The sequence below is a fragment of the Nocardioides sp. genome (assembly GCA_037045645.1).
Classification (GTDB): Bacteria; Actinomycetota; Actinomycetes; order Propionibacteriales; family Nocardioidaceae; genus Nocardioides.
Genome location: JBAOIH010000001.1, coordinates 2,113,609 through 2,126,177, shown reverse-complemented (window position 1 = coordinate 2,126,177; position 12,569 = coordinate 2,113,609). Strand labels below are relative to the sequence as shown.

Genomic DNA, 12,569 nt, shown 5'->3' with positions numbered 1-12,569 from the left:
CGATGTCCAACCACTCTCCTGAGGACCAAAAGCCGCAGGGGGACCCATGGCACGCGTACGGTTACCTGGTCTCCGGCGTAGGTCTTTACGGGTTGGGTGGATGGGCTCTAGATCGGTGGCTCGGCACGACCGGGTTCGTCGTGGTGGGCATCCTGCTGGGTGCCGCGTTGGGCCTCTATATGACGTTCAAGAGGTTCAACAGCGCCGAGAATCCCGAGAAGCAGAACTGAAGCAGACACAGGAGAATTGGTGAGCGCAGTCGCGACCGCGGTGATCAAGCTGTCCGGGGACACTTTCACGCCCCCAGGCCCCGCAGACTTCGACCTTCCGCCGATCGTCGCGGGCATCACCAAGCCGATGGTGCAGTTGGTGTTCGTCGCTCTGCTGGTCTTCGCCTTCTTCTACTCCGCGTCCAAGAAGGGCTCGCTGGTGCCCAGCAAGCTTCCAGTTCGTCGGAGAGGAGGGCTACGGCTTCGTACGCAACTCGCTGTCGCGCGACATCATCGGCAGCAAGGAGTTCATGAAGTACACGCCGTACCTCTTCGCGCTGTTCTTCTTCATCCTGATCAACAACCTGCTCGCCAGCGTCCCCTTCTTCCAGTTCCCGACGTTCTCCCGCTCCGGCATGGTCTACGGCCTGGCCGCGTTGAGCTGGGTCATCTACAACGTCGCGGGCATGCGGCACCACGGCGTGATCGGTTACCTCAAGCACCAGAGCGTCCCGGCCGGCGTCAACGGCCCGATCCTGCTGCTCCTGATCCCGCTCGAGTTCATGTCCAACATCTTGGTGCGCCCCGTCACACTGGCGTTGCGTCTGTTCGCCAACATGATGGCCGGCCACCTGCTGCTGATCCTGTTCGCGCTCGGTGGCGAATACCTGCTGCTGGAAGGCTCCACGCTGGTCAAGCCGGTCGGCCTGCTCGCGTGGTTGATGTTCATCGCCATCAGTTTCCTGGAGATCTTGATCCAGTTCCTCCAGGCGTACGTCTTCGTTCTGCTCAACGCCATGTACATCTCCAGTGCCATCTCCGATGAGCACTGAGAGCTGAAATAGAAAAAGAAACCGAAAGGAAATCGCCGTGCTTGCAATGGCTATCGACGGCTCCGCCAACATGATCGGCTACGGCCTTGCCGCCATCGGCCCCGGTGTCGGTATCGGCCTGATCTTCGCCGCCTACATCTCCGGCGTCGCCCGTCAGCCCGAGGCGCAGAGCCGCCTCCAGTCGATCGCGATCCTCGGCTTCGCGCTCGCCGAGGCGCTCGCGATCATCGGTATCGCGCTCGCGTTCGTCCTCTGACCAGTTCCACGACGCCAAAGGACCACTCATGACGAGTCCGACTGTGATGGCGGCGGGCGAGCTCAACCCGCTCATCCCGCACACCATCGAGATCATCCTCTCGCTGGTCGTGTTCGGCCTGCTCTACTTCGCGGTCGCGAAGTGGGTCGTGCCCAACTTCGAGAAGACGTTCGCCGAGCGGACGGCTGCCATCGAGGGCGGCCTGGCCGCGGCCGAGACCAAGCAGGCCGAGGCCGACGCCAAGCTGGCCGAGTTGGAGAAGCAGCTCGGTGAGGCCCGGCACGAGGCCGCGCGCATCCGTGAGGAAGCACGTGAGCAGGGTGCTCAGATCGTCGCCGAGATGCGTGACCAGGCCCAAGCCGAGTCCGCGCGCATCGTCGAGCACGGCAAGGCGCAGATCGAGGCGGAGCGTCAGCAGGCGGTCACGTCGCTGCGCGCCGAGGTCGGCACGCTGGCGACCGGTCTTGCCGGTCGCATCGTCGGGGAGAGCCTGGACGACGAGGCTCGCCAGAGCCGCGTGGTCGAGCGCTTCCTCGCCGAGTTGGAGTCGGGCAACACCGCCGGGAGCGTCAACTGATGTCTTTTCGAGGTGCCTCCGCCGACTCTCTCGCCGCGCTGCGCGGCGAGTTGGACGGTGCACTGGCCGGCTCCGACGCAGCCCGCGTCGGGGACGACCTCTTCACCGTGTCGCAGTTGCTGCGCGGTGAGCCGGCGCTGCGACGGGTGGCGACCGACGTGTCGGTCGCGGCCGATGCCAAGCGTGACCTGGCCCGCCAGCTCTTCGCCGGCAAGGTCGACGAGGCTGCGCTGCAGGTGATCGAGAAGGCGTTCGGTCAGCGGTGGACCGCGACCCGTGATCTGGGTGACGTGCTGGAGCACCTTTCCGAGATCGCGGTCGTCAAGTCTGCCGGTGCCGACACCGAGCGGCTCTCCGACGAACTCTTCGAGTTCGGCCAGGTCGTCCAGCACAGCCCCGAGTTGCGCGACGCCCTGTCCAACCCGGCTCGCTCGGTCGCCGACAAGGCGGGCCTGGTCGAAGGCCTGCTGGCAGGCAAGGCTCTGCCTGCGACGGTGACCTTGGCCAAGCAGTCGCTGGCCGGCACCTACCGCACTGTCGGCGTGGCGCTTACGACCTATCAGAAGGTCGCGGCAGAGGTCCACGGCCAGGGTGTGGCGACCGTACGGGTGGCCAAGCCGCTCTCGGACGCCGACACCGAGCGGCTGCGTTCGGCGCTGGCGCGTCAGTACGACCGCAGCGTGCACCTCAACGTCGTCGTCGACCCCGAGGTCATCGGTGGCATCCGCGTCGAGATCGGTGACGACGTCATCGACGGCACGGTCTCCAGTCGCCTTGACGCCGCCAAGCGCAAGCTCGCCGGCTGACCCCAACCATCAACTTCAGCAGACCCCAAAGAACAGGTGAGATGAAATGACGGAGCTGTCCATCCGTCCGGACGAGATCCGTGACGCGCTGCAGCGTTTCGTGTCGGACTACAAGCCCGAGACCGCGAGCAAGGAAGAGGTCGGCACTGTCGCCGAGGCCGCGGACGGCATCGCGCGAGTTTCCGGTCTCCCGTCGGCCATGGCCAACGAGCTGCTGGAGTTCGAAGACGGCACCCTCGGCATCGCGCTGAACCTCGACACCCGCGAGATCGGCGTCGTGGTCCTGGGTGACTTCGAGAAGATCGAAGAAGGCCAGACCGTACGCCGTACGGGCGAGATCCTCTCGGTTCCCGTGGGCGACGCCTACCTCGGTCGCGTCGTCGACCCGCTCGGCAACCCGATCGACGGCCTCGGCGAGATCGAGAGCTCCGAGCGCCGGGCGCTGGAAGCTCCAGGCGCCCACGGTGGTGCAGCGCAAGTCGGTGCACGAGCCGCTCGCGACCGGCATCAAGGCCATCGACTCGATGACCCCGATCGGCCGTGGCCAGCGTCAGCTGATCATCGGTGACCGCGCGACCGGCAAGACCACGATCGCGATCGACACGATCATGAACCAGAAGCAGAACTGGGACTCGGGTGACCCGTCCAAGCAGGTCCGCTGCATCTATGTCGCGATCGGGCAGAAGGGCTCGACCATCGCCTCGGTGCGTGGCGCCCTCGAAGAGGCCGGTGCGCTCGAATACACCACGATCGTCGCGGCCCCCGCGTCCGACTCTGCCGGGTTCAAGTACCTCGCGCCCTACACCGGCTCGGCCATCGGCCAACACTGGATGTACGACGGCAAGCACGTCCTGATCGTGTTCGACGACCTGACCAAGCAGGCCGAGGCCTACCGTGCCGTGTCGCTGCTGCTGCGTCGCCCGCCGGGCCGCGAGGCGTACCCCGGTGACGTCTTCTACCTGCACTCGCGCCTGCTGGAGCGGTGCGCGAAGCTCTCCGACGACATGGGCGCCGGCTCGATGACGGGTCTGCCGATCATCGAGACCAAGGCCAACGACGTCTCGGCGTTCATCCCGACCAACGTCATCTCGATCACCGACGGCCAGATCTTCTTGCAGTCGGACCTGTTCGCCGCCAACCAGCGGCCCGCGATCGACGTCGGCATCTCGGTGTCGCGCGTGGGTGGTGCGGCGATGACCAAGGCGATGAAGGCCGTGACCGGTTCGCTCAAGGTCGACCTGGCGCAGTTCCGCGCGATGGAGGCGTTCGCGATGTTCGCCTCCGACCTCGACGCGGCGTCGCGCCAGCAACTCGACCGCGGTCAGCGCCTGATGGCGCTGCTCAAGCAGCCGCAGTACTCGCCGTACCCGCTGGATGAGATGACTGCCTCGCTGTGGCTGGGCACCACCGGTCGCCTCGACCGGGTGCCCACCGAGGACGTGCTCCGTTTCGAGCACGAGTTCCTCGACTTCCTGCGCCGCAGCCACGAGGGCATCCTCAGCGGCATCCGTGAGACCACCAAGTCTCGAAGAATCGGGCGAGGAAGAGTTGGAGCGGGCGTACGACGAGTTCCTCAAGCAGTTCGAGACCTCCGACGGCCAGCCGCTCAAGGTCGGCAAGGAAGAGCACGAGGCGATGGAAGACGACGAGCTCGAGCAGGAGCAGATCGTCAAGCAGAAGCGGGGCTGACCGTGGCCGTATCGCTGCGTGAGTATCGCGCGCGGATCCGATCGACCGAGTCGATGAAGAAGATCACGCGCGCCATGGAGCTCATCGCTGCGTCGCGCATCATCAAGGCGCAGCAGCGGGCTCAGGCCGCCGCGCCGTACGCCCGGGAGCTCACCCGAGCCGTGTCCGCCGTGGCGACGTTCTCCAACGTCGACCACGCGCTGACCACGGAGCCGGAGAGCCCGGACCGTGCGGCCGTGCTGCTGGTGACATCCGACCGCGGTCTCGCGGGGGCGTACTCCTCCAACGTGATCAAGGAGGCCGAGCGCCTCATTGAGCGCCTCAAGGAGGAGGGCAAGGACGTCGACCTCTACGTCACCGGCCGCAAGGGCGAGGCGTACATGAAGTTTCGCCAGCGCAAGGTGGTGCAGAGTTGGACGGGCTTCTCCGACCAGCCGACGTACGACGTGGCCGCCGACATCGGCAAGACGCTGATCGAGGCGTTCTTGGCCGGCGAGCACACGCCCAACGACGTCGAGGTCGCTCCCGCGGTCGACGAGGTCCACGTGGTCTACACGCGGTTCCGCTCCATGCTGCTGCAGGAGCCGACCGCCGTACGCCTGCTGCCGCTGGAGGTCGTGGAGGGCGAGGAGAAGCCGGACTCGTCCGAGCTGCTGCCGCTGTACGAGTTCGAGCCGTCGCCCGCCGACGTCCTCGACTCGTTGCTGCCCAAGTACGTCCAGTCGCGCATCTTCTTCAGCCTGCTGCAGGCGGCGGCTTCCGAGCTGGCCGCTCGCCAGAAGGCGATGAAGTCCGCGACGGACAACGCCGACGAGCTCATCAAGAAGTACAAGCGAATCGCCAACCAGGCCCGCCAGGCCGGCATTACCCAGGAAATCAGCGAGATCGTCGGTGGCGTGAACGCGCTGGCCGACTCCTCCGCAGGGAATGAGTGAGAGACATGACTGCAACGATTGAAGAGACCAAGACCGAGGGTGCCTCGGGCGGCGTGGGCCGCATCTCCCGCGTCATCGGCCCGGTGGTGGACATCGAGTTCCCCTCCGACGCCATGCCGGAGATCTACAACGCCCTCAAGGTGAAGTTCGAACTCGGCGGTGAGTCGCACGAGATCACCCTCGAGGTCGCGCAGCACATCGGTGACGGCATGGTCCGCGCGATCTCGATGAAGCCGACCGACGGCCTGGTGCGCGGCGCCACGGTGACCGACACCGGCGGCCCGATCAGCGTGCCCGTCGGCGACATCACGCTGGGTCACGTCTTCAACACCACCGGCGACTGCCTCAACCTCGAAGAGGGCGAGACGCTGGAGGTCAAGGAGCGCTGGGGCATCCACCGCAAGGCGCCCTCGTTCGACCAACTGGAGTCCAAGACCCAGATGTTCGAGACCGGCATCAAGGTCATCGACCTGCTGACCCCGTACGTGCAGGGTGGAAAGATCGGCCTGTTCGGTGGTGCCGGTGTCGGCAAGACCGTGCTGATCCAGGAGATGATCGCCCGCGTGGCGCGCGACCACGGCGGTGTGTCGGTGTTCGCCGGTGTCGGCGAGCGCACCCGTGAGGGCAACGACCTGATCGCCGAAATGGAAGAGGCCGGCGTCATCGGCCAGACCGCGCTTGTCTTCGGTCAGATGGACGAGCCGCCCGGCACGCGTCTTCGCGTCGCGCTGGCTGCGCTGACGATGGCGGAGTACTTCCGCGACGTGCAGAAGCAGGACGTGCTGTTGTTCATCGACAACATCTTCCGCTTCACGCAGGCCGGTTCCGAGGTCTCCACGCTGCTGGGCCGGATGCCTTCCGCCGTGGGCTACCAGCCCAACCTGGCCGACGAGATGGGCCAGCTCCAGGAGCGCATCACCTCGACGCGTGGTCACTCGATCACGTCGCTGCAGGCGATCTACGTCCCCGCGGACGACTACACCGACCCGGCTCCTGCCACCACGTTCGCGCACCTCGACGCGACCACGGGAGCTCTCGCGTGAGATCGCGTCGCTGGGTATCTACCCGGCCGTGGACCCGCTGACCTCTACCTCGCGGATCCTCGACCCGCAGTATGTCGGCCGGGAGCACTACGACTGCGCGATCCGCGTCAAGCAGATCCTGCAGCGCAACAAGGAACTCCAGGACATCATCGCGATCCTCGGTGTCGACGAGCTCTCCGAAGAGGACAAGCTCATCGTGCACCGGGCGCGCCGGATCCAGCGGTTCTTGTCGCAGAACACCTACGTCGCCAAGCAGTTCACCGGCATCGAGGGTTCGACGGTGCCCGTCGCCGACACGATCGAGGCGTTCAACAAGATCGCGGACGGCGAGTACGACCACGTGGCCGAGCAGGCCTTCTTCATGTGCGGCGGTCTGGACGACGTCGAGCAGAAGTGGGCTGACATCCAGAAGAACCTCTGATGGCCGACTCCGACAAGATCCTTCAGGTCGAGGTCGTCTCGGCCGACAAGCTCGTGTGGTCGGGCGAGGCCACGATGGTCATCGCCCGCACCACCGAGGGTGACGTCGGCATCCTGCCCGGCCACGCGCCGATCCTCTCGCTGCTCATCGACGGTGTCGTCGACGTGCAGACCGTCGAGGGTGAGACGTGGGTGGCCGCGGTCAGCGCCGGGTTCTTGTCCGTCGCGCATAACCGGGTGTCCGTGCTCGCGGAGTACGCCGAGGCGTCCCACGACATCGACCTGGAGAAGGCGCGCAAGGACCTGGAGCGTGCTCAGGCCGCCGGTGAGGGCGACGACGAGGCGCAAGAGGCACTGCGACTGGCCGAAGCGCGGATCCGCGCCGCCGAGCGAGTCTGATCGGCCGAGAGGGGTGGGACGTTGCCGCTGTGGGAGTTGATCCTTGACGCCGTCGGCGTCCTGCTCTTCCTTCTGCTGGCCTTCGGCCTCGCCCTGATCCTTCGCCGCCGCCTGCTCACCCGACCAGGCGGAGCCTTCGAGCTCTCCTACCGCGCCCGTTCCGACAAGGACGGGCGCGGCTGGTTGCTGGGCATCGGCCGCTACGACGGTGACCGGCTCGAATGGTTCCGTGTCTTCTCGCTGTCGCCGCGCCCCAAGGTGGTGTGGCAGCGCAACATGCTGGCGTACGCAGGGCGTCGCGAACCTGCCGGACCTGAGCGCATGTCCTTGTACGCAGACCACGTCGTCGTAGCCTGTACCTACTCTTCCGAACCTCTGGAGCTGGCGATGACCGAGTCTTCCCTGACCGGCTTCCAGGCGTGGCTGGAGGCAGGCCCGCCGGGTCCCGTGATGAACCTGTGAGCGGGTTCTCCGCCACCGCTGCTCGCAACGCCACCGCTCTCGCCTTCTTCCTCAACGGATTCGCTTTCGCCTCCTGGGTGTCGCGGATCCCGCAGGTGCGTGAGGACCTCTCGCTGAGCAACGGCGAGCTGGGCACGCTGTTGTTGGCTCTGGCCCTGGGCTCGCTGCTCGCGTTGCCCACCACGGGTGCGCTGATCTCACGTTTCGGCACCGCCCGTGTCGTCGTCGCCGGAGCCGTCGCCGTGACCATCGCGATGATGCTGTTGGCGACCGGTGGGTCGCTGCTCACCTCGGTGGTCGTCACCAGTCTCGGTGCGTTCCTCTACGGAGCCGGCACCGCCTCGTGGGATGTCGCGATGAACGTCGAAGGCGTCGCGGTCGAGCAGGAACTCGATCGCGCGATCATGCCGCGTTTCCATGCCGCCTTCTCGCTCGGCACGGTCGCCGGTGGTGGTATCGGTGCCGGTCTCGTCGCGCTCGACGTCCCGATGATCCTGCACCTCGGTGGGGTGGTGCTCGTGGGCCTCGCGTTGATCCTGTGGGGCGTACGCAGTTTCATCCCCGGCCACACCGACGCAGAGGAAGAGGCGTCCGGTCCGTCGGTCTGGACGGCATGGCGCGAGCCGCGCACGCTGGTCATCGGGCTGATGGTGCTGGCCTTCGCCCTCACCGAGGGCGCCGCGAACGACTGGCTGGCCCTGGCACTGGTCGACGGCCACGACGTGAGCAAGGCGGTCGGCGTACTCGGCTACGCGGCCTTCGTGACCGCGATGACGCTCGGGCGTCTGGTCGGCACCTCGGCGCTCAACGCGTACGGTCGCGTCCGGGTCCTGCTCGTCACCGCCGTGAGCGCGATCGCGGGCCTGATGCTGATCGTCTTCGGCACCGGGCCGGTGTTCGTGATCGCAGGCATTCTGCTGTGGGGCCTGGGCGCCTCGCTCGGCTTCCCCGTCGGTATGAGTGCCGCCGCCGACGACCCCAAGCGCTCGGCCGCACGGGTGAGCGTGGTCTCCACGATCGGGTACGGCGCGTTCCTCGCCGGCCCTCCGGTGGTCGGCTACATCGCCGACCACACCGGCACGCTGAAGGCGCTGCTGTTCGTGGCTATCTTCCTGGTGCCCTCGACGTTGGCGATCTTCGCGGCCCGGGAGCCGCAACGGGGTTAGCGGGCGTCGCGGATCGGCTGTGTGGGGTCGATCAAGTAGGTGACCTCGACCTTCAGCGCCTCGGCCAGCAGGAAGATCGTGTCGAGTCGGGCATTGCCAGGACCCGGACGGCCACTTTTGGAGTCGCGACTGTTGTTGCGGCTGTGCTCGATGTTCTGGATCTGATTGCGGCTGATGCCGGTCAGATCGTGCAATTGTTCCTGGGTCAGCCCCATCGACTCGCGCGCGGCGCGCACTTTCATGCCGAGCAGTCGAGATGCCCGCAAGTAGTCCTCGGAGACTCGACGTTCGGGCACCCGCCCAATCTGCTGGGCAGCGATGCCCGAGTCCGCACAACAAGTTGGGCAATGTCGGGCACGATGGCCGCGTGCGTCTAGAAGAACTTGGACAGGGTCTCTCGGTGGCCGGGATCGTCCCCGGCGAGGTGGTCAACGTGCTCGCCGTGGCGTGGCATGGTCCCGATGCGGTTTCGTTGACGTACGAGTCGGCGACGGGCGATCTTGGCCGCCAGATCGTGTATCGCGACAGCGAGCAGACTCTTGCGAACGCGACCGCGAATGCACGGCCGTTCGACGCTCCCGCGCACGACTTCCGTCTGGCAGCCGAGGCTCAGCGGATCCGACTGGCGGGGCTGCACGATCCGATGCTGGCCGTGGCGACCAGTGACGTACGCCCGCTGCCGCACCAGATCCGCGCGGTCTATGAGGAGATGCTGCCCCGATCCCCGCTGCGGTATCTGCTGGCGCACGACCCGGGCGCGGGCAAGACGATCATGGCGGGACTGTTCATCAAGGAGTTGATGCTGCGAGAAGACGTGCGCCGCTGCCTGGTCGTGGTGCCCGGCGGGCTGGTCGACCAGTGGCAGGACGAGTTGTGGTTCAAGTTCGGGCTGGAGTTCGCGATCCTGACCGCGGCCGGCGCGGAGGCGGCGTTGGGTCGTTCGGTCTTCGAGGCTCACAATCGCCTGATCGTCCGGATGGACCAGGTGGCGCGCAACGAGGAACTGATGACCCATCTCGGCGAGTGCGAGTGGGATCTGGTGATCGTCGACGAGGCGCACCGGATGTCGGCCAATGCGTTCAGCAGCGAGGTCAAGAAGAGTCTGAGGTTCCAACTGGGCGAGGTGCTCGGGCAGCGTACGCGGCACTTCCTCCTGATGACCGCGACTCCGCACGCGGGCAAGGACGAGGACTTCCAACTCTTCCTTTCCCTGCTCGATCGCGATCTGTTCGAAGGCAAGTTCCGTCGCGGCAGCACCGTGATCGACGCCGAGCCGGTGATGGGGCGCGCTATCAAGGAGGACCTGCTGACGTTCGAGGGCAAGCCCCTCTTCCCCGAACGGATCGCCGAGACGCTGCCCTATGAACTCGTCGGTGACGAGATCCTGCTCTATGACGAGGTCACGGAGTATGTCCGCAACGAGATGAACCGAGCGGACGCTCTCGACAACAAGTTGCGACGCAACACGGTCGGCTTCGCGCTCACGGTGCTGCAGCGGCGCCTGGCTTCCAGCCCCGAGGCGATCTATCAGTCGCTCAACCGTCGCGCCGCCCGATTGGAGAAGCGGCGAGACGACCTCAGTCGCGGGGTCGGCGTACGCGACGACGATATCGACGCCTCCGCCCTCGCTGACGCCGACGAATGGGCTGCTGACGACATCGAGCAACTCGAGGACGAACTCGTCGATGCGGCGACGGCGGCGCGCACGGTCGAGGAACTCGACACCGAGTTGGTCGCGTTGCGCAGGCTGATCCGGACCGCGGCCCGCGTACGCGGTCAGGACACCGACCGCAAGTGGACCGAGCTTCGTTCCATCCTGGAAGAGCACGGCGTCGACAAACTGATCGTCTTCACCGAGCACCGGGACACCCTCGACTATCTGCACCGACGCATCACCAGCTATCTGGGGCGTCCCGAGGCGGTGGTGGCCATCCATGGTGGCGTGCGGCGCTCCATGCGCCGTGAGATCACGGAGGAGTTCACCCACAACCGCGGCGTACGCGTGCTGCTCGCCACCGACGCCGCAGGAGAAGGGCTCAACCTCCAGGCCGCGCACCTGATGGTCAACTACGACCTGCCGTGGAATCCCAACCGCATCGAGCAGAGGTTCGGTCGCATCCACCGGATCGGGCAGCTCGAGGTGTGCCGGCTGTGGAATCTCGTCGCCACCAATACCCGCGAAGGTGAGGTCTTCGCGCGTCTGCTGGACAAGATCGAGGAGCAGCGCAAGGCCTACGGCGGCAAGGTCTTCGATGTGCTGGGCGCCGCCTTCGAGAACACGCCTCTGCGCAGCCTGCTCATGGAGGCGGTGCGCTACGGCGGGTTACCGGAGACTCGTGCTCGGATGCACCAGGTCATCGACGATCGGGTGTCCGACGGATTGCGCGAACTGATTGCGGAACGAGGACTCGCGCACAATGCCATGACCACCGCTACCGTTGCGCAGTTGCGCAGACGGATGGAGGAGGCGCGGGCCATGAGGCTCCAGCCGCACTTCATCGCCGACGCGTTCGGTGAGGCGTTCAAGCGGTTGGGCGGTCGGATGTCGCGCCGCGAAGCCGGGCGCTGGGAGATCACCCAGGTGCCCGCCGAGGTCCGTCACGAGGCCCGTGGGCCGGTGCCGACACGCTATGAACGGATCACCTTCGAACTCGATCGAGTCGAAGGCGCGGAACTCTCTCGCGCCGAACTGATCGCGCCCGGACATCCGCTGCATGACGCTGTGCTCGAGGTGGCGCTGTCGCGCTGGGGTGACTCCTTGGAGCGGGGCTCGGTGTTGATCTCGACCAAGGTGACCGAGCCGGAGGTGTTGGTCGGCGTGATCGAGGAGATCGCCGACGCGACGGGGGAGAGCATCGCCAAACGCTTCAGTTATGCCTACGTCAACGAGGCAGGAGCCGTCCGTGACGCCGGCCCCGCCCCGTGCCTGGACTGTGTGGCTGCTCCGGGTGGCGCTGCTGCGGCTGCTGGGATGCGATGGCTCGCGGGAGTGGAGCGGCTCGGGCAGGACTGGCTGGTGGCGCATCGGTTGCCGGAGTTCCTGCACGACGTGAGCGTGGGGCGTGGAGCAGAGGTGTCGCGACTGCGTACCCAAGTCGCTGCTCGGATGAATCAGGAGATCAATCGACTCGCGGGGGAGGCGATGGCTGCACAAGATCGCGAGTTACGCGGTTTGCGGGTCCGCGAAGGTTCTGAGTCGTTGACCCGCAAACGGCTCGAGCTCGAACAGCGACTGGACGCCCGGCTCGCTGAGCTCGACAAGCAAGGCCGGCTTTCCACCAAGCCGCCTCGCATCGTCGCGGCCGCGCTGGTGTTGCCATTCGCCGCGCACTCCGACGAAGTCGCGGCTGTCTCACCGATGCACGCGGTCGAAACCCAGGAGGTCGAACGTCGAGGCGTCGACGCCGTGCTCGCTGCCGAGCGGGCGTTGGGCCGCGAACCGGAGGAGATGGCACACAACAACAAGGGCTTCGATGTGCGTTCGGCATCCGGCGACGAGCCGCTGGTCTTCTTGGAGGTCAAGGCGCGCATTGACGGGGCCGAAGACTTCTTCGTGACCCATTCCGAGGTGCGTTTCGGGCAGAACGCCACGCCGCACTATCGCCTGGCACTGGTCCGCGTAGACCCGCGCGGGCCCGAGCACGACGAGCTGCGCTATGTCGATGATCCATTCCGGGACATGTCGATGGGCGACTTCGCGGCCGAGGGCGTACGCGGCAACTGGGCGAAGACGTGGGCGCGCGGCTCCGCCCCGCACTGATCCTGGGTACGTGA

10 protein-coding genes and 3 pseudogenes are annotated in these 12,569 nt (G+C 66.3%); 12 read left to right on the top strand and 1 reads right to left on the bottom strand.

The window, feature by feature from the left end:
• The first annotated feature begins 2 nt into the window (after window positions 1–2).
• The 11 genes and pseudogenes from V9G04_10535 (at window position 3) to V9G04_10485 (ending at window position 8,795) form a co-directional block, all read left to right on the top strand.
• Window positions 3–230, top strand: coding sequence for an AtpZ/AtpI family protein (locus tag V9G04_10535; GenBank protein MEI2713699.1), 228 nt, complete (start codon window positions 3–5; stop codon window positions 228–230).
• A 185-nt stretch (window positions 231–415) separates the two neighbouring features.
• Window positions 416–1,042: pseudogene (gene atpB, locus V9G04_10530) on the top strand (F0F1 ATP synthase subunit A).
• Between the two features lie 46 nt (window positions 1,043–1,088).
• On the top strand, window positions 1,089–1,298 hold the full coding sequence (atpE, locus tag V9G04_10525; protein ID MEI2713698.1) for an ATP synthase F0 subunit C: 210 nt from the start codon (window positions 1,089–1,091) through the stop codon (window positions 1,296–1,298).
• Between the two features lie 28 nt (window positions 1,299–1,326).
• Window positions 1,327–1,875 carry a F0F1 ATP synthase subunit B gene (locus V9G04_10520; protein MEI2713697.1) on the top strand — a complete coding sequence of 183 codons (549 nt, stop codon included), beginning with the start codon at window positions 1,327–1,329 and terminating at the stop codon, window positions 1,873–1,875.
• On the top strand, window positions 1,875–2,681 hold the full coding sequence (locus V9G04_10515) for a F0F1 ATP synthase subunit delta (protein ID MEI2713696.1): 807 nt from the start codon (window positions 1,875–1,877) through the stop codon (window positions 2,679–2,681). The genes V9G04_10520 and V9G04_10515 overlap by 1 nt, the downstream gene beginning before the upstream one ends.
• Before the next feature lie 46 nt (window positions 2,682–2,727).
• Window positions 2,728–4,370, top strand: a pseudogene (atpA, locus tag V9G04_10510) (F0F1 ATP synthase subunit alpha).
• A 2-nt stretch (window positions 4,371–4,372) separates the two neighbouring features.
• Window positions 4,373–5,305, top strand: a complete 933-nt coding sequence (locus V9G04_10505; GenBank protein ID MEI2713695.1) for a F0F1 ATP synthase subunit gamma — start codon at window positions 4,373–4,375, stop codon at window positions 5,303–5,305.
• A 5-nt stretch (window positions 5,306–5,310) separates the two neighbouring features.
• Window positions 5,311–6,769, top strand: a pseudogene (gene atpD / locus V9G04_10500) (F0F1 ATP synthase subunit beta).
• The gene (locus V9G04_10495) at window positions 6,769–7,167 is read left to right on the top strand and encodes a F0F1 ATP synthase subunit epsilon (GenBank protein MEI2713694.1); all 399 of its coding nucleotides are present in this window, start codon (window positions 6,769–6,771) and stop codon (window positions 7,165–7,167) included. The pseudogene atpD and the gene V9G04_10495 overlap by 1 nt, the downstream one beginning before the upstream one ends.
• 21 nt (window positions 7,168–7,188) lie before the next feature.
• Window positions 7,189–7,629 (top strand): DUF2550 domain-containing protein, encoded by a 441-nt coding sequence (locus V9G04_10490; GenBank protein MEI2713693.1) that lies wholly within the window; start codon window positions 7,189–7,191, stop codon window positions 7,627–7,629.
• A complete protein-coding gene (locus V9G04_10485; protein ID MEI2713692.1) occupies window positions 7,626–8,795 on the top strand; it encodes an MFS transporter in 1,170 nt (389 codons plus the stop codon). Before V9G04_10490 ends, V9G04_10485 begins: the two co-directional genes overlap by 4 nt.
• Here the strand turns inward: V9G04_10485 and V9G04_10480 are convergent.
• Window positions 8,792–9,091 (bottom strand): helix-turn-helix transcriptional regulator, encoded by a 300-nt coding sequence (locus V9G04_10480; GenBank protein ID MEI2713691.1) that lies wholly within the window; start codon window positions 9,089–9,091, stop codon window positions 8,792–8,794. The two genes, V9G04_10485 and V9G04_10480, sit on opposite strands and share 4 nt — an antisense overlap.
• Window positions 9,092–9,195: 104 nt before the next feature.
• Between V9G04_10480 and V9G04_10475 the strand changes: the two genes are divergently transcribed.
• On the top strand, window positions 9,196–12,555 hold the full coding sequence (locus tag V9G04_10475) for a helicase-related protein (protein ID MEI2713690.1): 3,360 nt from the start codon (window positions 9,196–9,198) through the stop codon (window positions 12,553–12,555).
• The last annotated feature ends 14 nt before the right edge of the window (window positions 12,556–12,569 follow it).

What these genes read in the sequence shown, in the direction of transcription:
- V9G04_10535 (MEI2713699.1), top strand. Translation starts at nt 3, where the DNA reads ATGTCCAACCACTCTCCTGAGGACCAAAAGCCGCAGGGGGACCCATGG.
- atpE (MEI2713698.1), top strand. Translation starts at nt 1,089, where the DNA reads ATGGCTATCGACGGCTCCGCCAACATGATCGGCTACGGCCTTGCCGCC.
- V9G04_10520 (MEI2713697.1), top strand. Translation starts at nt 1,327, where the DNA reads ATGACGAGTCCGACTGTGATGGCGGCGGGCGAGCTCAACCCGCTCATC.
- V9G04_10515 (MEI2713696.1), top strand. Translation starts at nt 1,875, where the DNA reads ATGTCTTTTCGAGGTGCCTCCGCCGACTCTCTCGCCGCGCTGCGCGGC.
- V9G04_10495 (MEI2713694.1), top strand. Translation starts at nt 6,769, where the DNA reads ATGGCCGACTCCGACAAGATCCTTCAGGTCGAGGTCGTCTCGGCCGAC.